At 47.6% G+C, this 21,373-nt stretch carries 20 protein-coding genes; 8 read left to right on the top strand and 12 right to left on the bottom strand.

Features of this window, described 5'->3' with window-relative positions; all coding sequences use genetic code 11:
- Positions 1-6: 6 nt before the first annotated feature.
- A complete protein-coding gene (locus AB9P05_RS01865) occupies positions 7-198 on the bottom strand; it encodes a hypothetical protein (protein WP_371907117.1) in 192 nt (63 codons plus the stop codon).
- 110 nt (positions 199-308) lie between these two features.
- On the opposite strand from AB9P05_RS01865, the gene AB9P05_RS01860 reads away from it, so the two are divergent.
- The gene (locus AB9P05_RS01860) at positions 309-950 is read left to right on the top strand and encodes an alpha/beta hydrolase (RefSeq protein ID WP_371907116.1); all 642 of its coding nucleotides are present in this window, start codon (positions 309-311) and stop codon (positions 948-950) included.
- On the opposite strand, the gene AB9P05_RS01855 is transcribed toward AB9P05_RS01860, so the two are convergent.
- The 4 genes from AB9P05_RS01855 to AB9P05_RS01840 form a co-directional block, all read right to left on the bottom strand.
- Complete coding sequence (locus AB9P05_RS01855) at positions 937-1,689, bottom strand: SDR family NAD(P)-dependent oxidoreductase (RefSeq protein ID WP_371907115.1); 753 nt, start codon at positions 1,687-1,689, stop codon at positions 937-939. The two genes, AB9P05_RS01860 and AB9P05_RS01855, sit on opposite strands and share 14 nt — an antisense overlap.
- Complete coding sequence (locus AB9P05_RS01850; RefSeq protein ID WP_371907114.1) at positions 1,686-2,423, bottom strand: porin family protein; 738 nt, start codon at positions 2,421-2,423, stop codon at positions 1,686-1,688. Before AB9P05_RS01850 ends, AB9P05_RS01855 begins: the two co-directional genes overlap by 4 nt.
- On the bottom strand, positions 2,372-3,094 hold the full coding sequence (ubiE, locus tag AB9P05_RS01845; protein WP_371907113.1) for a bifunctional demethylmenaquinone methyltransferase/2-methoxy-6-polyprenyl-1,4-benzoquinol methylase UbiE: 723 nt from the start codon (positions 3,092-3,094) through the stop codon (positions 2,372-2,374). The genes AB9P05_RS01850 and ubiE overlap by 52 nt, the downstream gene beginning before the upstream one ends.
- Before the next feature lie 249 nt (positions 3,095-3,343).
- Positions 3,344-5,422 carry an OmpA family protein gene (locus AB9P05_RS01840; protein WP_371907112.1) on the bottom strand — a complete coding sequence of 693 codons (2,079 nt, stop codon included), beginning with the start codon at positions 5,420-5,422 and terminating at the stop codon, positions 3,344-3,346.
- A 344-nt stretch (positions 5,423-5,766) separates the two neighbouring features.
- Between AB9P05_RS01840 and yihA the strand changes: the two genes are divergently transcribed.
- A complete protein-coding gene (gene yihA, locus AB9P05_RS01835) occupies positions 5,767-6,375 on the top strand; it encodes a ribosome biogenesis GTP-binding protein YihA/YsxC (protein WP_371907111.1) in 609 nt (202 codons plus the stop codon).
- A gap of 51 nt (positions 6,376-6,426) precedes the next feature.
- The gene (locus AB9P05_RS01830) at positions 6,427-6,876 is read left to right on the top strand and encodes a DUF5606 domain-containing protein (RefSeq protein WP_371907110.1); all 450 of its coding nucleotides are present in this window, start codon (positions 6,427-6,429) and stop codon (positions 6,874-6,876) included.
- Between the two features lie 6 nt (positions 6,877-6,882).
- On the opposite strand, the gene AB9P05_RS01825 is transcribed toward AB9P05_RS01830, so the two are convergent.
- The 4 genes from AB9P05_RS01825 to tgt are packed head-to-tail and all read right to left on the bottom strand — an operon-like array spanning position 6,883 to position 10,993.
- Positions 6,883-7,809 carry a 1-phosphofructokinase family hexose kinase gene (locus AB9P05_RS01825; RefSeq protein ID WP_371907109.1) on the bottom strand — a complete coding sequence of 309 codons (927 nt, stop codon included), beginning with the start codon at positions 7,807-7,809 and terminating at the stop codon, positions 6,883-6,885.
- A 41-nt stretch (positions 7,810-7,850) separates the two neighbouring features.
- Positions 7,851-8,756 carry a DMT family transporter gene (locus tag AB9P05_RS01820; RefSeq protein WP_371907108.1) on the bottom strand — a complete coding sequence of 302 codons (906 nt, stop codon included), beginning with the start codon at positions 8,754-8,756 and terminating at the stop codon, positions 7,851-7,853.
- A complete protein-coding gene (locus AB9P05_RS01815) occupies positions 8,756-9,829 on the bottom strand; it encodes an LptF/LptG family permease (protein ID WP_371907107.1) in 1,074 nt (357 codons plus the stop codon). The genes AB9P05_RS01820 and AB9P05_RS01815 overlap by 1 nt, the downstream gene beginning before the upstream one ends.
- A gap of 33 nt (positions 9,830-9,862) precedes the next feature.
- Positions 9,863-10,993: a tRNA guanosine(34) transglycosylase Tgt gene (gene tgt / locus AB9P05_RS01810; protein WP_371907106.1), complete on the bottom strand. Its 1,131-nt coding sequence runs from the start codon at positions 10,991-10,993 to the stop codon at positions 9,863-9,865.
- A gap of 89 nt (positions 10,994-11,082) precedes the next feature.
- Here tgt and AB9P05_RS01805 point away from each other — a divergent pair, with 89 nt between their 5' ends.
- From AB9P05_RS01805 to AB9P05_RS01795, 3 genes are all read left to right on the top strand, one after another.
- Positions 11,083-12,231 carry a glycosyltransferase gene (locus AB9P05_RS01805; protein WP_371907105.1) on the top strand — a complete coding sequence of 383 codons (1,149 nt, stop codon included), beginning with the start codon at positions 11,083-11,085 and terminating at the stop codon, positions 12,229-12,231.
- Positions 12,222-12,833: an RNA polymerase sigma factor gene (locus AB9P05_RS01800; protein WP_371907104.1), complete on the top strand. Its 612-nt coding sequence runs from the start codon at positions 12,222-12,224 to the stop codon at positions 12,831-12,833. The genes AB9P05_RS01805 and AB9P05_RS01800 overlap by 10 nt, the downstream gene beginning before the upstream one ends.
- A gap of 1,028 nt (positions 12,834-13,861) precedes the next feature.
- On the top strand, positions 13,862-14,701 hold the full coding sequence (locus AB9P05_RS01795; RefSeq protein WP_371907103.1) for an alpha/beta hydrolase: 840 nt from the start codon (positions 13,862-13,864) through the stop codon (positions 14,699-14,701).
- A gap of 203 nt (positions 14,702-14,904) precedes the next feature.
- On the opposite strand, the gene AB9P05_RS01790 is transcribed toward AB9P05_RS01795, so the two are convergent.
- The 3 genes from AB9P05_RS01790 to AB9P05_RS01780 all read right to left on the bottom strand — a co-directional run bounded on the left by AB9P05_RS01790 (position 14,905) and on the right by AB9P05_RS01780 (position 19,623).
- A complete protein-coding gene (locus tag AB9P05_RS01790; protein WP_371907102.1) occupies positions 14,905-16,143 on the bottom strand; it encodes an McrC family protein in 1,239 nt (412 codons plus the stop codon).
- Entirely contained in the window at positions 16,136-18,685 is a 2,550-nt protein-coding gene (locus AB9P05_RS01785; protein WP_371907101.1) for an AAA family ATPase, read from the bottom strand. Before AB9P05_RS01785 ends, AB9P05_RS01790 begins: the two co-directional genes overlap by 8 nt.
- A 74-nt stretch (positions 18,686-18,759) precedes the next feature.
- A complete protein-coding gene (locus AB9P05_RS01780; protein ID WP_371907100.1) occupies positions 18,760-19,623 on the bottom strand; it encodes a hypothetical protein in 864 nt (287 codons plus the stop codon).
- Positions 19,624-19,817: 194 nt separating this feature from the next.
- Here AB9P05_RS01780 and tcmP point away from each other — a divergent pair, with 194 nt between their 5' ends.
- The gene (gene tcmP / locus AB9P05_RS01775) at positions 19,818-20,654 is read left to right on the top strand and encodes a three-Cys-motif partner protein TcmP (RefSeq protein WP_371907099.1); all 837 of its coding nucleotides are present in this window, start codon (positions 19,818-19,820) and stop codon (positions 20,652-20,654) included.
- Complete coding sequence (locus AB9P05_RS01770) at positions 20,654-21,373, top strand: DUF5131 family protein (protein WP_371907098.1); 720 nt, start codon at positions 20,654-20,656, stop codon at positions 21,371-21,373. Before tcmP ends, AB9P05_RS01770 begins: the two co-directional genes overlap by 1 nt.

The raw sequence follows: 21,373 nt of genomic DNA, 5'->3' as shown, positions 1-21,373 counted from the left end.
AAGTCATTATCCTATACAGGGGGTATTAATGTCACTACAGCCACCACAGCCCCAGGTATAGCATGAAAGGCTGTTTTCGCACGGGTTACTGGCACAGTTATTAGCTGTTGGCTTGTCCCCGCCAAGGATCTTTGATTCGGCGCGTTTCGTGATGAAACTTTTTACAGATAGGTCGATTAATTCTAATTTCTTTTTCATAATAGTAAAGTTTAGTCAGGTAACTAAATTTACAAAAAATTCTGCAGAAGCTGGTATAGCTACAATTTACCTGGCAGATAGTTCTGATTTTCAATAACAAATTCTTTTTCGTGAAGGAACATTCCACATCCGTTACTATACAATCGAGATATTTTACTAACGACCACATAAAACAGCCCAGGCAGGTATGGATGGCCTGCCACGGGTATGGCCAACTGGCCAAATACTTTATCAGGCACTTTGATCCGCTTGCTTCACAGGGAGTAAAGGTGGTGGCCCCGGAGGGTATGCACCGTTTTTATCTCAATGGTACTGAGGGCAGGGTAGGGGCTAGCTGGATGACAAAGGAAGACCGCCTGAATGATATAGATAACTATCTTGGTATGCTCAATACGGTTTATGATATGGAGATAGCTCCTCTACAGCCCGTACCGGTCACCCTGTTCGGTTTTTCACAGGGTGCCTCCACCATTTCGCGTTTTGCTATGGATGAGCGCATTCATTTTGACCGGCTGGTGATATGGGCAGGCGTATTTCCGCCGGATGTACCCCTGGAGCTGGGACGTAAACGACTAGAGGGTAAGGAGGTCTGGTTCGTATACGGTACGAAAGATGACTACATTGATGAAAAAAGGGTAGGGCAAATAAAAGACCTGCTTGAAGAAACAGGTCTCAGGTATCAGATAAGATCGTTCGATGGCCCTCACACCCTTAACCAGGGAGTGCTAAAGGAGCTGGCTACTCCTTATTGACCAGCGTGGAAGAGGCCTGGGCTAAAGGCAGTATCAGTACGTCGCTCATCACTACATGAGGAGGCCGTGTGACAGTAAAGGTGATAATTTCGGCTATATCTTCTGCCTCCAGAGCTTTGTAGCCCTGGTACACCTGGCCTGCACGGTCTTTGTCACCTTTAAAGCGTACTTCGCTGAATTCCGTTTCTACCAGCCCGGGGTTTATGGCGGTGACTTTTATACCATGGCCATTCAGGTCTATTCGCATGCCTTTATTTAGTGCATCTACAGCGTGCTTGGTAGCGCTATACACATTACCCCGGGGGTATACCTCTTTGCCTGCCAGTGAGCCGATGTTGACAATATGACCCTTCCGGCGCTCTACCATACCGGGAATTATGGCACGGCTTACGTAGAGCAGGCCTTTTACGTTAATGTCGATCATGGCCTCCCAGTCATCAATGCTACCCTCCTGTATAGGATCGAGGCCATGGGCATTACCTGCGTTGTTTACCAGCACATCTATCTCCTGCCACTTGGCAGGTAGTCCCGCGATGGCTTCTTCCACCGCTTCTCTGTCACGGACATCAAAGGTGAGGGGGTATACCTCTGCCTGCCCTTTAAGCTCATCTTTCAGTGCGTTCAGGCGCTCGCTACGGCGACCGCATACGATGAGGTTATAATTATTTTTAGCCAGGTCCCTGGCTGTGGCAAGACCGATACCAGAGGTGGCACCGGTGATAAAAGCGATTTTGGTCATTGGAAATGAAAAAGTAAGCTTACGGTATTAGTCGTTATACGATCCAGTCCCTCCGTAAGGTTTTCCCTGCTGTCCTTCTTCATGTTCACAATACCCCTGGAAAACCGGATCTCAGGAGAGAATTTAAATAAAGGATAGTAAATATCAAGGCCCAGCCCTAATTCCAGGGCAAAGTTCATGTCCTGGATAGGTAAGCGCTGCACGTCGCCTTCATCTTCTTTTCTTCCGCTTACTTCAAATGAAGGATTGGCCCCTCCTGTAATATACATGCGGTAGTTGCCCCGGCGATAGCTTTTGTATTTCAGCATCAGGGGCAGATTTACAAATACGGTCTCGGCCGTAGCTATCTCATCTTTTTTCTTGGCATACGTGTACTCCAGGTCGTATTCTGCTATCGTAACCATAGGCGTAAGGCGCAGGTCCAGGTACTGATTGAGCCTGAGCTGACCTATAAATCCAATAACGAGGCCTGTAGACCAGGGGGCCTGTATGGCATAGGTGGTGTCGAAATCCTCTGTTACGAAGTTTTCATCGTACCGGGGTTGCAGAGAAGCACGTTGTACCCCTAATAAAAAGCCGTAGCGGATGGGCCGCTCGTCGTAATTAGGATTGTACTTTTCGCGGGTGATTTGGGCATTGGATTCAAAGGGGATAAGCAGGGTAGCCAATAGGGCTGCCAGCACTATTTTTTTCCCGTGTAGATCGAGCTTATGCCGAAAGTAAGTGGTGTCCATGTGGTTTTTTCAAATCCTGTTTTCCCCATAATATCTAAAAATGCCTGGCCGTCAGGAAATGCCTGTACTGACTCGGGCAGGTAGGTATAGGCCGAGTTGTCTTTTGACACCATGCGACCGATAAGGGGAAGAATGTTCTTAAAATAAAAATTGTATGCCTGTTTGAATGGAAACTTCCTGGGGCGGCTAAACTCCACCACGACTACTGTCCCACCGGGTTTCAGTACACGGTACATGTCAGCCAGGCCTTTTTCCAGGTTTTCAAAGTTACGTACTCCAAAGGAAACGATGACCGCATCAAAATTATTATCAGGAAAGAGCAGCCTTTCACTATCTCCCAGCTGAAGTTCGATCTTATCCTGCAGGCCTTTTTTCTTCATCTTCTCACGGCCTACCTCCAGCATGCCTTCGGAGATGTCCACACCGATGACTTTATCCGGGTTTAGCGCAAGTGATTCGATAGCAAAGTCGCCGGTACCTGTGGCTATGTCCAGAATAAACTTCGGCTTTTCGGGTTTAAGCATACGGATGGCCTTTTTTCGCCATACGATGTCGATGCCTGCGCTAAGGAAGTGGTTGAGAAAATCATACTTGCGGCTGATGTTGTTAAACATCGTTGCCACCTGCTCTTTCTTTCCTTCCTGCTTATCCTTATAAGGTACTACTGCCATAAGTCTGTTTCATGTTAGTTGCCTCGGAGGTTGGCCGGGATTCCGTCCCGCCTTCCGTTTGCAAACGGCGATACAATAATACTAGAAAAACCTGAAAGCTCCGGCCTCTGGTCCGGATGATGTCTGATGCGAAGGGCATAGCGGCCTACAGGCCTGCTTATAATAAAAGAGGTCGGGATAGCTCCCGACCTCATCAATACAATTTTTAAGCGTATTTGGTTTACTTACCTCATAAGGTAGCTCCAGGGCTTATTCTCCGACTACTCTGAACTCTACTCGGCGGTTCAGTTCGCGACCGTCCTTCTCATTATCATTAGAGGCAAGCGGCTTTTCTTCGCCATACCCTACGGCCTGCAGGCGGCGGCGGTCTATGCCTTTATTGGCCAGGTAGCTTACCACAGCATTAGCACGAGCCTGCGAGAGATCCTTATTATAGGCTTTGGCGCCTATGTTATCAGTATGGCCGGCTATTTCCACGCTGATGTTTGCGTTTTCCTGCAGCAGCCTTTCCAGCTTATTCAGTTCGAAGTAGCTGTCTTTCGTAAAGGTGGCCTTGTTAAAGTCAAAGTAAATGTTTCTGAGCACGGAGCTTACACCGGTGCGGAGCTTGGTCAGTTCTATGCTACGATTTATTTCTGTGCCTTCGGGCGAGGTACCTGGTAGCTTGGCTTTCAGGTTTTTGAAGAGGTACCCGTCGCTTTCCACAGTAAGCATATACTCTGTGGGCTCGGGCGTGGTCACTTCAAACCGGTAAAGGCCGTCTTCTACGCGCTCGTAGCCTGCTTCCAGGTTGCCTTCTACCGTACGTAGCCTTACACGGCTTTCCAGGGGCATGCGGGTATCAGCATCTCTTACTTTGAGCATGACTATTACGGGCTGCATTTCTGCAGGCTCCTCGGTCTCTTCAGTTTCCGGCTCCTCTTTTGCCTGTATGTTGGCTTCGACATTTTTATTATCAGGCTTTTCCAGGTCTTCAGCCTCCTTGGCCAGGGTTTCTGAACCTTCTGAGTTATCCGGTACAGTTACCATGTAGATGTCGGTAAAGCCCATACCGTCTTCGCGTACCGAGGCATAGTAGCCACGTTTGCCGTCTTTTGTACTTACGAAGAAAACATCGTTATCAGGGGTGTTAATCGGGTAGCCCAGGTTTACCGGTTCGCTCCATTCCTGTGTGGTACTGTCGTATTCTGTTTTGAAAATATCAAAGCCCCCCATGCCTTCGCGCCCACGGGTACTGAAGTATAGAGTTTTGCCATCGTAATCAATAAAGGGGCTCTCCTCATCGTATTCCGTATTAATGGTTGGCCCCAGGTTTTTGACCTTGGTCAGATTGCCGCGATTATCCCGGGTGGCTACGTAAAGATCGAGCTCACCCCGTCCGCCTGGGCGGTTGCTGCTGAAGAAGATGGTATTACCATCCAATGTCGATATGGAATTTTCGGCAAAGCTTGAGTTGATGGCCCCATCCATAGGCTCGGGTGAGGACCATTCATTATTACCCAGGTTTTCAGACACGTAGATGTCTCCGCCGTTCTCATCATTAAACAGGTACAGGAATTTACCGTCGGCGCTCAGGGCAATATTACTATCAAAGTACAGCGTATTTACATTCTCTCCGATGTTTTGGGCAGGCGACCATTTGCCATTTTCTTTCACTGAGTAAAAGATGTCCTCATAGTAAAAGTTATCCTCAAACACGTCAGGGTTCAGGTTGCCCTCCTGGCGGCGGGAGGTGAAGATCATCAGCGTTTCATCCTCATTCAGTACAGGAGCATAGTCATCCCACTCACTATTGATAGCTCCCCCCACGTTCACGATCTTATAATTAGCCGGATTGGCACGGTAGTTCTTAGCATTTTCACACTCGAAAATCCGGCGCTCTACGTCACTAAGCATCTTACGGTCCAGCCCACGGTAGTTCTTTTCTTCTATAGCCTTGGTACGGTACAGGTTATAGTACTTGAGGGCATTATCATAATCCTGATCATACTGGTAGCCTCTGGCTATGAGGTAGTTGATGTCAAAGCGATATTCAGCGTCCAGGGACGCTACGCGCTTAAAATACTTTGATGCCAGAGGCTTCTTTGTGGTTTCCAGACAAAGCTGCCCGGCCATAAAGTTAGCCTTGATGTTGTTAGGGTCGGTCTCTGCCGCCTGGATAAACATATCGCAGGCCTGTACGATCGCCTTGGTTTCATTAAGTACTCCCTCGGCAATTTCCACAAGGTCGGCGGCAATTTGCTTGTTATTCTCCTGTCCGTAAAGGTCTGTGTGGGCTGTCAGAAAACAGACCAATAGTGCGGAAAGGATCAAGTACCTTTTCAACATCCTGTTATTAAGTTTAAGTTACTCGCTGTCTGATAAATAAGTTAAAGCAATAAAGATTTAATTTAAAAGAGAAAAAAGTTTAACTAATGCATATTTCTGACATCAAACTTGCCTGAAACCACCTTTTGAAGATTTTTTTCAAAAAAACAGCTTACCCACCTACCCGGGGTCAGGAGAAGTGTCGAGAAATGGCGGTGATGTCCTTGCTATACCACTCTCTAAGAGTAATGTAAGATTCGGCGTCTACCTGTTAAAATTTTTTATGCAAATCAATTCGGCCCGGGGCTTACATATTGATGCGCTATCTGTTAATTTTGCTGACCTTTAACAAAAGGCCTTCATCCATGAAGATCAAACAAGCCCGATTTCTGATGAGCAATACCGACCCGGCCAAATGCCCCGTGGCAGACAGGCCGGAGTATGCCTTCATCGGACGGTCAAACGTAGGTAAGTCCAGCCTGGTCAATATGCTGACCGATCGTAAAAAGCTGGCAAAGATTTCCGGACAGCCGGGAAAGACGCGAGAGATTAATCACTTTATGATTAACGAAGACTGGTACCTTGCTGACTTGCCCGGTTACGGTTATGCCAAGGTGAGTAAGACCCAGCGGGACCAGTTTGATAAGATGACCAAAAAGTACCTCACGGAAAGGGAAAACCTGGTTTGTCTTTTCATACTACTGGACTCACGACATGAACCCCAGGGCGCGGATAAGGAGTTTATCACTTTCTGCGGGGAGAGCGGGCTGCCAATCGCGCTGGTATTTACCAAAGCAGATAAACAATCCCCCAACAAAACCCAGTCTGTAAAAGCGGCATGGAAAAAAACCATGTTGAAGACCTGGGAGGAGTTTCCCCCGACATTTATTACCAGTGCCGAAAAGGGAGAGGGCAGGGATGAGCTCCTCGAATTTATTGAGGAGTGTAACGTGGCCTGGAGAGAGCAGGCCTGATTTTGGAATCGTTTTTGTTTTAAACAGGTAGAAGAAAATACAGTATCAAATATGGAACTCAACGAAATAGCAACTATATCCGGCAAAGGCGGATTATATCATATCGTAAAACCTACCCGTTCAGGTGTAATTGTAGAGACACTTGACGATAAAAAGAAGCGCCTGGCTGTAAACGCCAATCAGCGCATCTCTATCCTCCAGGAGATATCTATCTACACCACAGATGCTGAAGGTTCAAAGCCTCTGCAGGATATTTTCGTTACGATGAACGAAGAGTTTGGTGATGACCTTGGGGTAAATGGTAACTCTCCCTCCGAAGAACTAAAGGCCTTTATGAAGCACATACTGCCAGACTATGACGAGGAGCGCGTGTATGTAAGTGACATTAAGAAGCTGATAAGCTGGTACAATATCCTGCAAAGAGAGGCGCCTGAGATATTAGAACAAAAAGAGGAAGAAACTGCAGAAGCTTCTGCGGACGAGAGTAAGTCAGAGAAGTAAGTCACCTCAGGGAGTCTTACTGATCCACTCGTAAAGCCTTTCCACATCCGGCCCGTTGCATAGCTCCGAGCCTGGTGTCATGGTGGCAGCCGTACCTGCAGCCACGCCGTACTGTACGGCTGCCACCTTATCCCAACCTCTGTTCAGCGCCAGCATCATGCCCCCCACCATACTGTCGCCGGCTCCTACGGCGCTTACCGTATCCACTGTAGGCGACATCACATAGCTTATTCCTTCTTTGGTAGCGAGCATCGCTCCTTTAGGCCCCAGGGACACTACCATCATCTCGCAGGTACCCTGTGCGATTGCTTTTTGCGCGTACTCTTCCTGCTCACGGGCTTCTATCCGGTCTTTGCCCAGCAGGGAAGCCAGTTCATTAATATTCGGTTTTAGCAGAAAGACCTTTTCTTTAACGGCCTCGTGAAGGGGCTTGCCAGAGGTATCCACCACATAGCGAATCCCCTTTTTCTCCGCGATCCTGCCTATCTGTCCATAAAAATTATCCGGCGCTCCGGGAGGCAGGCTACCGCTTGCCACTATATAGTCTCCGTCCCATTTTTCCACTTCCTCCAGTATACCCTGCAGTTCAGCATCGGTGACAGTCTCACCGGGCATGCCAAAGCGGTACTGCTCATTCCTCGAGTGATCCATCACCACGAGGTTTTCCCGGGTAGGGGCATGGGCAGGGACTACCTTCATTTTTACCCCCTCCTGGTCCAGTAGCTCTGTGATGCGCTCACCCGAGTGGCCCCCGGCCAGATACACGCACAGGCTGTCGCCGCCCATCTTCTTAATGGCACGGGATACATTTATGCCTCCGCCGCCCGGTTCATAGCGAGGTGCTTCGCAACGGATCTTTTTCTCAGGCACTACCTGTTCGGCGGCCGTACTTTTGTCAAGTGAAGGATTAAGTGTGATGGTAAGAATGCTCATGGGTAGTTCGTTTATGAGGTAACGCACCCATGCACTCAATGTTAAGCCTTTTTCAGGGCGCGCCTCTTTCGCCAGCGGTTCATCACCGGGTAGGCCAGTACGCTGAGCAGAATTACAAGGGTACCGAGGTAGAAACCCGAATTCATTTTTTCATCTTCATTGAGAATAATGACGGCAAGCGCAATGCCGTATACCGGCTCCAGGTTTATGGCTAGGTTCACCGCAAAGGCTGTGAGGCGCTTCATGAGCTCTACTGAAATGGAGTAGGCATACACGGTACACACGAGTGAGATGATGCCGATGTAGAGCCAGTCTTCAGCCGTGGGGCTAAGCTGCAGCACCCCGTCTGTAAAATAAGTGGTGTAGATGGGGAAGAACAGGGCTATGCCTAAGGTGGCTCCGCTCATCTCATAGAAGGTGATCATGTAGTGGTTGTGCCGCTTGGTGAGGCGGCTGTTTATGACCGTAAACAAGGCCGCCAGAAATGCGGAGATAAGGGCTAGTACAAGGCCGAGGGCCTGATCCAGCTCAAACCGGAAGATAATATAGAGGCCGGCAATCACTACCAGGCCCAGCATTACTTCATAGAGGCGTATGGGCCGCCTATTAAAAAGGGGGTCCAGTATACTGGTGAAGAGAGTGGCTGTAGCCATACCTGCCAGGCATACGGATACGGTAGATACTTTTGCGGAGGCAAAGAAAAGAATCCAGTGGGCGGCAATGACAAAGCCGGTAGCGGTGATGGCGGCGATGTCTTTCCAGCCCAGGTTGAAGTTCATGCCTTTTACCTTAAGCATAACCGCCAGAGCCAGGGCAGCTATAAGTACCCGGTAAAAGACGATCTCCACCGAAGGGATGCTGATGAGCTTGCCCAATATGGCGGTAAAGCCCCAGATAAACACAATGAAGTGGAGCTTAATATAATCGCGCGTAAGGTGATCCGACATCAGCGGGGAACGGTATTGTACATGATGAGGCCAAGGCCGGTAAATATAATGTTAGGCATCCATACCGCCAGTATGGGATGCATGCTGCCTGCCTCTGCTATGGCCCGGCTCATGACAAAGAATATGATAAATACAAAAGCAATGAAGAAGCCGAGGGCAATCTGAAAGCCGGTGCCTCCGCGACTCTTACGGGCGGATACGATGAGGGCGATAAAGGTGAGGATGATAACGGTAAAGGGAGACATATACCGGATATACTTTTCTATCCTGTAGATGTGCACATCGTCGGCCCCACGTGCCGTTAGCTCATCAATGTAGTCATTGAGCTCGTTCATATTAAGTGTCTCATGACGGCTGTAGCTACTGGCAAAATCCTTAGGTGATATTCTAAGAGTGGTATCTTTTATCACCCCCCGGGTGTAAACCTCATCGAGGCCGTCAAACTGCCGGTTAGTCCAGTCCCGTGCACGCCAGCTCTCACTGCTGTCTATCCATTCCAGCCTGCGGGCTTCAAACTTCTCCGTAAGCTTATTTCCCTCAATGGTCTCAAGGGTAAATTTATGCCCCACATCACTGGTGGTGTTGTATGACTCCAGGTACATATAGGTGCTGGGGCCTGTTTTGAGGTGTATGTCCCGGTCAGAGTAGTTAAATGGTTTTTTAATGTAGGCTATTTCGAAGGCTACCCGCCGCTTATTGCTATTGGGAATGACCCAGCCATTGAGCCAGAAGGAAAGCAGGGCTATGATGAGGGCACCTATGAAATAGGGAAACATAAAGCGCTTAAAGCTGACCCCGCTGCTGAGTATGGCCACGATTTCAGTACGGGTAGCCAGCTTACTTGTAAGCAGTACGGCGGCGATAAAGACGGTAATCGGGGTAATGAGGTTCGCTATGAAAGGAATAAAGGCTGTATAGTAGGGCAGAATTTCCGATATCGTCAGGTCATTCTGAATGAACTTGTCGTTCTTCTCTGTAATATCGATAACGACCACCACGGCAATGATGAGGGCAGCCACGAATACCCATGAAGCCAGAAAGCGTTTCAGTATGTACCTGTCGAGTGTTTTCATTATCTCTATGCCTGCCTTTTCCCTTAATTAATATCAGAGTCTGACCATCAGCTTTGTCACCATTTCGTTTTTCCACGAAGCAAAATCACCTGCGACTATATGCCTACGGGCTTCCCTGGCCAGCCAAAGATAGAAAGTCAGATTATGAACACTAGCAATTTGCGCGCCAAGGATCTCTTTGCTGGTGATCAGGTGGCGCAGGTAGGCCCTGCTGTAAAATGTGCTTACGTAGCCCCCCAGTTCTTTATCTATAGGTGAGAAGTCATCCTCCCACTTTTTATTCCGGATGTTGATAATGCCCTGGGTGGTAAACAGCATGCCATTGCGGGCATTGCGGGTGGGCATCACGCAGTCAAACATATCCACGCCCAGGGCGATCCCTTCCAGTATATTGGCCGGGGTGCCCACTCCCATCAGGTAGCGGGGCTTATCTTTGGGGAGTATGCTGCAAACCAGCTCTGTCATTTCATACATTTCCTCCGCTGGTTCGCCCACGCTTAGCCCCCCTATGGCATTACCTTCTCGCCCCTGGGCGGCTATGAACTCGGCCGACTCTTTGCGCAAGTCCTTATAAGTGCTGCCCTGCACGATGGGGAAGAGGGCCTGGCTGTAGCCATACTTGCCTTCGGTGCTGTCAAACCGTTCACAGCAGCGCTTTAGCCAGCGGTGGGTCATCTCCATGCTTTTGCGTGCATAGCCATACTCGCAGGGGTACGGCGTACATTCGTCAAAGGCCATGATAATATCTGCCCCGATCGTGCGCTGTATGTCCATGACTCCTTCGGGAGTGAAGACATGCTTAGAACCGTCTATATGTGACTTAAAGGTTACGCCCTCTTCTTTGATCTTACGCGTGCCGCTAAGGCTGTATACCTGGTACCCGCCGCTATCGGTAAGAATGGGGCGGTCCCAGCCATTAAATTTGTGCAGTCCGCCGGCCTGCTCCAGTATCCCCAGGCCGGGACGCAGGTACAGGTGGTAGGTATTGCCCAGTATGATCTGCGCGTTAATGTCTTCTTTGATCTCACGCTGGTGTACAGCCTTTACCGAACCGGCTGTACCCACCGGCATAAAAATCGGCGTTTCTATCGTCCCGTGGTCCGTTGTGATAGTACCCGCACGTGCGGAAGAGCCGGGATCATTTACCTCAAGCGAAAATTTCATACGTTTATACCTGCTTTCGTCGCCGCAAAATTACATTTTTCAGGGAGGAAAAGAATCTTTTCTTTGCCTGTGGCTTACACTTTATGTCTATGTTTAGTTTCATGGCCTACAATTTCCTTTCCGGCCCCTGGCCTCTGGTGCTCTTCTGGTGGCTTACGCTGCTATGTGCGGTGCAGGAGCTGACACTGGCAGGGGCTTTTTTATTCAAAGGAAATTCGTCCCGAAGCTCTGCTGAGGGCGGAGGGGTGAGTATCATTGTGGCTGCGCACAACGAACTGGCTAATCTGAAGCACCTGCTCCCAATGCTGGAGGCGCAGCACTATGTTGATTTTGAGATCGTGCTGGCAGACGACCGCTCTAGTGACGGTACCAGGGAGTGGATGCATGCCGAAATGGCAAAGTTTCCCCGGCTCAGGTACCTGACCATAGATGAGGTGCCGGAAGGGCATAATACTAAAAAATATGCGCTTACTAGGGCGATACAAAGCGCCAGCTATGATTTGTTGGTACTAACGGATGCAGACTGCCGGCCTTTTGACCAGGAATGGCTTGCCACTATGGCAGGTTCTTTTCACAATGGCACATCCATTGTTATAGGGTACAGTCCATACCGGAAAGCGGATGGATTACTGAACAGCTTTATCAGGTACGAAACCCTGCTTACGGGTTTTCAATACATAGGCTCTGCCCTGCTGGGGCGACCTTATATGGCAGTAGGCCGCAACCTGGCCTATCGCAGGAGCCTTTTTATGAAAAATAATGGCTTTGAAGGGATAAGCCATATTACAGGAGGGGACGATGATTTGTTGGTGAACCGGCTGGCCACTGCTGATAATACGGCCGTGGTGACCCACCGCTCATCACAAATGTGGTCTATTCCAAAAAAAACCTGGAGGGCCTATTTCCGGCAAAAAACAAGGCATTTATCCGCTGGCAAGCACTACAGACTGGCAGATAAGTTTTTCACCGGTATTTTTGCCCTGTCTGTAGTGGCCTGGTGGGCTGTGTTTTTTATCAGCCTTGTAAATGCCTTTGGTAATGAAAATGAACTAACCAGTGTTGGCACAGGTTTTTTAGTCAGAACGACAATACATGTACTGGCTATGTGCACAGCCATTCGGGTCTTGGGCGAGCGGTTCCGTTGGTGGTATTTGCCTTTATACCATTTAATATTTGCCGTATATTACACCCTGACCGGGGCTGCTGCTCTTTTGAAAAAAAGGATACGATGGATTTGAGTAATAAACAGTTTTCACCAAAAGCTCTTCAGGATTTTAAGCTTATTGATCGCGCCGTGGATGAAAAGGACGAACAGGCCTTTGCAGAACTCATGAAGCGGTACAAAAAGCCCGTATACCATATGATCCTGAAAATGGTGAGAAATGTAGATGATGCTGAAGACCTTACCATTGAAGCTTTTGCGAAGGCATTTAAGAACCTTCACCGCTTTAAAAAGGATTACACTTTCAGTACCTGGCTGTTCCGTATAGCCACTAATAATTCCATTGACTTCATCCGGAAGAAAAAGCTGGAGACTCTTAGCATACATACTGGCTACCAGGATGATAATGGGGACTCCGTCACTATAGATGTGCAGGATGATAACCTCAACCCGCAGGAGGAGGCTATCAAAAGCCAGAAGATAGAGCTCATGCGTATGTTTGTGGATAAGCTACCGCCTAAGTATCAGCGGCTTGTTAAGCTGCGCTACTTCCAGGAGCTTAGCTATGACGAAATTGCCAAAGAGCTGGAAGCCCCCCTGGGCACAGTAAAGGCCCAGCTTCACCGTGCCCGCGAACTCATGTACGATCTGGTGAAGGACAAAGAGAAGCATATCTGATCAGGCTGTTCCAATAAAATGTTCAAAGCCTCAGTGCCTAATCGCGCTGAGGCTTTTTTCGTGGGTAGATTTTCTGCACTGTGCATCAGGGCTACGGTGTCAGGTGGGATTGTAGTGGGCTTATATCAGAGTAGGTCAATTCCCCCTCAATTAGAGAGCCTGGTTGACGGTAATGGCCGAATTGTCATACCACAAACCCCGAAAGTCGGACCACCGAAAGTCGGATCACCGGCTGCGGGCCCAGCGAAAATCGGACCTCTCCTGAGTCCAGAGAGGAATTTTGGTGCTTACCTTTTGGGCTGTGCTTGCAGACGGGTGAGAATGAGCGTTTTTTCGGTTATACAACCCTTCCTTAATTTTTTACCAGACGGGACAAGTCGCGATCAATCACGCCTCTACCGGTACACCCATAGCTAAAAACTCACCACTCAAAACCCTATTATTCAATTATTCTGTTATCACTTCCATCATTCACTCATTACCTTTGTAGATAGGATATTGTTTTTGTACTTTTACTATACGGCTTTCCTCAGCTAAAGCTACCTTTTAGTTAAAAACAGCCCTTTTTCCCATAATTATCCTTCGCTTCTGGTTCGCTCATCCTACGCTTCTGCTTCGCTTCTCCTTCGCTATGAGTATTACACGAGTCTATAGTGCGTTCGCCTTGCCTTCGCCCTTACTCCGTTAAAACCTTCAAATTGAATTATTTTTATAAATCCGTACCCGCTTCCGACAACCTCACCACTCAACACTTTATAACTCCCACTCTATCACTCAATAATTCTGTTACCCACCACTTCCATCATTCACTCCTTCACTCCTTCAAAATTCATTCATTACTCAAAACTCTATCACTTCAAACCTAACGTACTACAGGAGGGGCGTAGTGCTTAGCTTGGCGGCTAGGGCTAGCCGGAGGGGGGTAGTACTTCTTAAGGACTATGCCCCCTTGGGATCTGGCTTACTCTTCTGCTTAATGAAGATTCATTCGTTATATTTGCCGCCTGTTTGGACCTATTTAAAAAATTATGACGCACTTTTTCCTTCGCCTGATTCTTATAAGCTGCTTACTTTCAGGTATAAGCCATTTTTCTGTTGCCCAGACAGATACTACCCTATGGGCCGCGACTAAGTATACTATAGAGAGCGCATACGCTGATACAGACCGGGACTTCTGGGTAAGTCTGCCTATGCAATACGATACGGCTAAGGCCTATCCGGTTATGTATGTGCTGGATGCGGAATGGCGCTTTAACCTTGTCCGGAACATCGTGTGGGACCTGGCAGGAAACAAGAAAATACCTCATCATATCGTAGTAGGCATTCCTCATGTGGAATGGGAAAATCAGCGAGGCAGGGACCTTACTTTTTCTCAAAGCCGTATGGAGTATGATGGCACTCCCGTAGACAGCACCTGGTATAATGCCACCAACTCAGGAGACGCAGACGCCTTTTACCATTACCTTACGGAAGAGGTCGTGCCTATGGTGGATGAACACTATGCCACAGATGGCCGGCGCATCCTCATCGGGCACTCCCTCGGCGGTTACTTTGGGGGCTACATATTACCTTTTGACGGTACTTTCAGCCATTATCAAATATATGATCCCAGTATGTGGTACAGCGCCGGCGAAGTAAATAACCAGATAGAAAAGCTTAACAGGCCCTTGAAAAAAGCGAATGTATTTGTGAGCTTCCAAAGTGTACCTCCCTACCACCGGCAAAAGATCATCGACTTTATTACCCTCCTGAAAAAAGAGGAGGATATCGATCTCAATTATCGTGAGTATACGAACGAGACCCATAACAGCCTCTACATGTATAGCGTGCTGGAGGGTATGCTCCATGCCTATCCTGAGGGGCAGTAAGCCTGTGTTTGCCTGCTTTCTCTATAAAGGCTGGCAGTTTGATGCTGCGTTTCTACCTCCTTGTCTATCTCAACCATGATTTTTCTGATTGTCTTGATTACCCTGATTATTGTATTTGCCTGAAGCAAAACCAATCCCCTTCACCGTAGGTGAAATCAAAATAATCAAGGCAATCAGGGCCATCCTAAGAATCATGGTTTAGACTATTTTGCATCAAGCCACCTCCAAAAGTTCTGTAGTACTTCTTTTTCCAGACCACCGTTACCATCCGGCAGACTGATAAAAGCCAAAGAGCACCCGTGCGCCACATCCTGATGGGCGAGATACCGGCCATAGGTCGCAGGGGGACTTTGAGGTGTTTGAGGATAAAGTAGTATGCTGTGCCTGCAATTCCAGTGCAGGTTGTAGGCATACATCTGCTTCAGGTCGTTGTCTGATGGTTTGGCAAATGTCAGTCGCTTCCATTTGGTGTCGATGACCCAGGTGCAGCCGTCCTTTTCTATCACAATGTCCGGACGGATGGTTTTCACTTGTAAGCCTTCGGCTTTCCAGAAGTGTTTGCTGCTTTGTGCATGCACCATTACGCCCGTCGGGCGGGTGCGGTGCAGCATGCGGAAAATGTATTGCTCCCACAGGTCATTCATATTAAAGAGGATCGCCAGCAGGTTTTCCGTACCGGTTTTTATGTCCGGGGCGTAGTTCAGGATGAGCAGGCGTGCGATGGCCAGGGCCTCCCGGTAGGCCTCCGTATGGCGGGTGGGACGCAGGCGGGTAAAGGTCTCTTCCGTAACAGTGCCGCAGGTACTCACGGACTGAAAGTACAGGGACAGGCCCGCGGCACGGTCTTTTATTTGCGGGGCGCAGGGCAGGCTTTTGATGACTTCCAGACCCTTTTTCAGCACCTGGTTGTAGAGGTTATCGGCCGAGTACACCGTGTGCTCGGTGTAGAAGCGCTCTTTATGGATCACATTTTTACGCAGGTGGGGTGCCATGAGCAGTTTGCCCTTCAGCGCTTTGGTCTGGCCCTGGCGGCGGCCATATTTTTTGATCAGGCCCCGGTGCGCCAAGCTCTCCACCTCGTCCAGGTACTGGTGCAGGTACAGCTCCATCAGTGATGCGTTTCGCTTACGCAGGGTGGCATCGGCTACTACCTTGCGGGGTACCTTGCCGCATAGGGATAGCATTTGCAGTAGTACATTGCGCCAGGCGGTTTCCTCGCGGTTGTCAGTCTTGGGCAGTATTTCTATGGTGGTGCGGCCTACCTGTATCACGCCTACAAAGTGGCTGAACTTTATGCCCCGGCGCAGCACGGTAAAGTATTGGCTGCCATGCCGGTCATTATAGGCACAGAGCTGCTCGTACTGCTGCTGGGTGAGGCAGCGGCCCCGGCTGTCAGCAGATGTGTACAGGGCTTCGTGCTCAAATACGCGCAGGCTATTCATAAATAGCAATAAAGTCTTCCTTCTTCCAGCTATCCGGGCCGGTGAGGTGGTACACCCTGCGCTCTTCGTAGTCCTGCCGCAGGTCGCTGTGCATATCGTCAAATGCCGCAAAGCCATGGCCCTCCGTTTCCCGTACCTTTACAAAGGCCCTGCCCAGCACCAGGCCTATTTTGCCATAGTCGCCGTAGAAGTACTCCTGTAGCAGGGGGATGATGTTCTTCTGAAAAGTCTGCTTCAGTGCCGCCAGCGGATTGTCTGCCTCGTACACCCCCAGGAAGTAGGCGTGGCCTATAGCATGGTCTCTGTCCAGCAGCTTCTCCAGGCGGTAGTTGATCGCCTGCAGCATCTTATTCAGGTTGATGCCGGTGAGTTCTAAGTCTTTCCCATCCAAAACATCTTCAGGAGCCATTACTGACTCATCATCATATCCTTCCCTTATCCATTTCAATGCTTCTAATCTAGGTAATAACCGTAGTGCTTTCGCTCTTACTTCTGTATTGTTACCTAATCCGATAAACTGATACAAACTCTGTTTTTTCAGATCGCTAATATCTTTTTCGTTCTCCAGGATATTCAGGATCGCCCGCTCCGGAGCCAGCAGATCCGGATCCGGTGGCATTTCGCGAAACATAAAGCGGCGCCTCAGGGCCGTGTCCAGTGCCTCTACGCTGCGGTCGGCCGTATTCATCGTGCCCACCAGGTACAGGTTATTGGGTATGCCAAAGGGCTTTTGCGAGTAGGGGAGAGTCAGCTCCAGCGCTTCACTGTTGCCTTTCCGCTTGTCTGCTTCCAGCAGGGTGATCAGCTCACCGAATATCTGCGAGACATTGCCGCGGTTAATCTCGTCTATGATGAGCACAAAGTTGCGGCGGAAGAAGTCCGGTGCCTTGTCTTCCTGTTTTTTAAAGGGCTCGAAGAAGTCTTTTTTGATCAGGTCCGAGTCCAGCTTGTATAGGGTAGACTGGCTAAACTGGTTTTCGTACAGCTTGCCATGGGGCAAATCGATGTCTTTTAGCAGCCACTTAACCTTTCGGAAGTGGTGAAAGTCTATCTCCGTATCGTCGCGGTACTCATAGTCGCCGGTTATTTTGGCTATCGCCCTGAACTTCAGGTTACCGTTAGAGATCACTACATAGTCCCCCTCATTCATATACAGGCGAAAGGGCTTCATAAAGCGCGGCACCGTTTCGTTTATTGCCTGTTCTTTCACAATGCGCTTTATCTCCCCTTCATGCTCCGCCGCCGTAAAGTCCGTATCATCGCCCCAGCCCAGGGCAATCACCCCATGTTTTAAGCAATACTTATAGATCGCGTCACCGTCCTGGCTCTGCGTATTGCCCAACGACATCTTGTAAAAGGCTCCCTTGCTAAAGTCCTCCCGGCTTATGTCTGACTGCTCCTCCTCATCCAGGGTCTTTTTAGTGCTCAGGTAGCCTTCCGCGTTTTTGCAGAGGGCTTTAAAGATGCCGTCCTTAACCTCATAGGCTACCTGCTGGCCCTGCTCTGCTTCGCTGCCGCTGACCAGTTCCGGCTTTATGCCCTCCACAAAGTCCTCATAACCCATGCTCTGGTGAAAGGTGCAAAAGGCGATCTGACCCTCGCTGGCATAGCGGTTATACGTTTCTTTTAGCTCGTCGCGGTCCGTGTATTTTTCCAGAAATTCCTCTTCGCTTAGCTCCTCCACTATCTTTACCGCCTCGCTGATGGTATGGTAGGTCTTGCCCGTGCCCGGAGGGCCGTAAAAGATCTGGTTTAGCGGAGCCTCGTAGGCGGTTTGGGGCTGGCTTTGATTATTGCTTTCCTTTAGCCCTTCATTCAGGCGGAGCCACTCTGCTTTCAGGCTCTGCATGTGCTCAATAAGCCTGTCCCGATCCAGCGGAAGGTTTTCCGAAATGTTGCCTGGGTGGCCGCCTTTAATGTCATGCCCTTTTGCAATGCCGGCCCGCAGCCCCTTGTGCGTAATGCTGAAAAAAAGCTGGTAAGCGTCTTTGTGCGATTTGGCCGTATTGGGGTAGATGGCGGCCCACACCCAGCCCACGCCCTGCTGCCGCGATCCACGAAAGTCTACCACGTGCGTGCTCACCTCCTGCAGCGATAGCTCACGGATGATATCATCCACTAGGCTGACCAGCAAATCCTTTACGTCTTCCCGCTCTTCCGGCCGGTTAAAGAAAGGGAACAGCACATTGGCCGCATTGCTCCACATGGCAAAGGGGCTTCGTGACTTTTCCGGCAGGTTCTGAAAGTCCTGCCTTACCTGCTCGTCCAGGAAGTCATAGGCACCCAGGTCACGTTGCTCCAAGTCTTCCTTTACCTTATCTACTGTGCCCGGCGTGAGCGTTTCGCCTTCGGTAAGCTTGTGCAGCAATATGTAGCGCAGCAGGTTTACCGGCTGGTGACCCAGCCCCTCGCCTTCGTAGGCATGTTTCAGTTGCTCCTTTACCTCAAGAGGCAATACGTTTAGGTCTTCATACAGGGCGGGGTCTTTGGATATGTAGCGGTGGTAGCGCTCCGCCAGAGCCTTCAGTTCTTTCAGGTCCATATAGCCAGGGTGTTTTGCAGGTATTTCTTGTAGGTTAATTATTTGCAGGAATTTTTGCCTTTAGCTTAATTCAGCTATTCTTCAATTGGCCCGTCTTTTTTACTTTCAGCTTTTGGGAATATTTTTCTACCTATTAGCCCTGTAAGTACTAAGAGAGTAGGGGGGATGAAGGCATTTATAAAATAATAGTTGAACCATGGGGCAATAAATATAGGTATCGTTGCTAAAATATTAGCTAATCCCCAGGCGATGACAAATGCAATTATTTCTACAATGATTAAGATCCCTATCCTTTCTGATATAGGAAGTTTTTTATCAGCGAGGGCTGTAAAAAAAATGCCAACCATGAATAGCAATATCCACCATGTCGAAGAAATAAAATGTATTGTACTATTTCTTTGGATTTTATTCTTTGGTGAAATGTCGATTTCATCTATACTAGATGAATCTAAACTTAGTTTTTCATGAAGTAATACGCTATCAATGGAAGCCTTATCTACATCTTTATCCAAAGTGGAATTTTTTTTAGCAAAATACCTAAGGCCCTCGTAGATTATACGGGCAGAATCTTTCGATATATAGTTTTCTCTTATATAAGCTTGTAAAGTATCTCTTTCATTAGATATGGTATCTTCCTTAAAGCTTATTGAGAATAATTTGTCACGTAGTTGTATCGATAATGGTGTGTGTTCAATAATTTCCTCTCTCAGGGCAACCATGTTCTTTTTAGTAGATGAAGAGAGGGTAGTATCCGCGATGATCTTATTGAGTTTTTCGACCTGCTCAATTTTGTAGCTGTTTCTATAATAAAAAGTAAAACTTAGTACATCATTGATTAAGGCAGCAATAAAAATCAGGATTATCGCTACGCCTGCCCTATGCGAAAACTTTATTTTAGGGTCAAAGAATGATTTAAATATCCCGAAAATGTCGGTCATAGCTCTTCAAAAATGTCGATTTCTCGTGTAAATTTAGTGGTAGGCAAAATACTGAAACTGGTATAAAAAGTGTTTATCATAACACCTCTAAAATTTTTGTCCAGAACTTCAATCTTTACCCTTACCAATGATTTTTTTAAAAAATTACTTTTATTTCACAGAATAGAACTTTTGAAATAAATCACTAAAAAAGAATGAACGAGTTTGGTGGAGACTGGACTGAACAAAAAATTGTAATCCTGGAAAAATATGCTCAGGCTTTTCTGAAGGTTTTTAAAGATAAGCCATATATAAAATTGCTCTACTTCGATGGGTTTGCTGGATCTGGGGATATTAAGAGTAGGTCTGGAGAGCTCATTGAGGGTGCAGCCCTTCGGATTTTGAAGATTGATAACCCAAGGCCTTTTGATTTATATTATTTTGTAGAGTATAATGAAGGCTATAAGAATGCCCTTGAAGGTGCTATTCAGGAAAAATTCCCTAATCGAAATTATTATGTAGTAGCTGAGGATTGCAATATTAAGATACAAGACATGGTTACTAAGTTCTTAGGCACAGAAAAAGGAAAAAATTATAAGGTATTAGCTTTCATCGATCCTAAAGGAATGCAAGTTAACTGGAAATCAATTGAAATGCTTAAAGATCATAGTGTTGATTTATGGATACTTAGCCCTACAGGTGGAGCTAACCGTTTACTAAAAAAGGACGGTAAGATAAGTAAAGCTTGGCTCGATCGACTTAACAAATTTATGGGTTTGTCAGAAGAGGAGGTGAAAGCTTATTTTTATAAAAACTCTGACCAAATGGATATATGGGGAAACACTGAAACCTTAGTCAAACAGAAGGATGCTGTAAATCGCTTACATGAGCTTTATGTGAATCAACTGAAATCTGTTTTTAAGTATACCACGGCACCGTTTGTTATGAGAAATAGCACAAATTCTATCATGTTCCATTTTTTCATGGCCACTAATAACCCTATTGCAAAAAAAATAGCAGATTCAGTTATTAAGCCTAAATTTGAACTCTAATGGCACAATCAACAATAGAGTGGACTGAAATGACATGGAATCCTACTACAGGCTGTAATAAGGTCTCTGCAGGTTGTAAATTCTGTTATGCAGAAGTAATGTCACGTCGCCTCAAGGCAATGGGGGTCGAAAAGTATCGTAATAATTTCAAAATTACCCTTCATCCGGATACTCTTTCAGTGCCTTATACTTGGAAGAAGTCAAAAATAGTTTTTGTGAACTCTATGAGTGATCTTTTTCACGATGATGTTCCATTGGAGTACATTCAAAGAGTTTTCAAAGTGATGAATGAGAATCCTCAGCATGTTTTTCAGGTATTGACTAAAAGAGCCCAGCGTCTTGCTGAGTGTAGTTCATCATTAAAGTGGACACATAATATTTGGATGGGTGTGTCTGTAGAAAATGAAAAGGTTGCTGAAAGAATTCAATTTCTAAAAAGCTCTGCTGCAAGAGTTAGGTTTTTGTCATTGGAGCCACTTCTTGGTCCATTACATAACTTATCTCTTGATGGTATCGATTGGGTGATAGTTGGAGGTGAATCAGGCTTTAAACCAAGACCTATGAAGTCAGAATGGGTTTTGGATATTCAAAAACAGTGTGAAGAGTCAGACGTCGCCTTCTTTTTTAAGCAGTGGGGTGGGTTTAATAAAAAGAAGAACGGCCGGGAACTCAACGGCCGAACCTATGATGAAATGCCTGATATTATAAAAATGATATAA

Source organism: Roseivirga sp. BDSF3-8, assembly GCF_041449215.1.
Lineage (GTDB): Bacteria > Bacteroidota > Bacteroidia > Cytophagales > Cyclobacteriaceae > JBGNFV01.
Note: the sequence above shows the minus strand (reverse complement) of the source record. Positions and strands in the feature narration are given on the sequence as shown.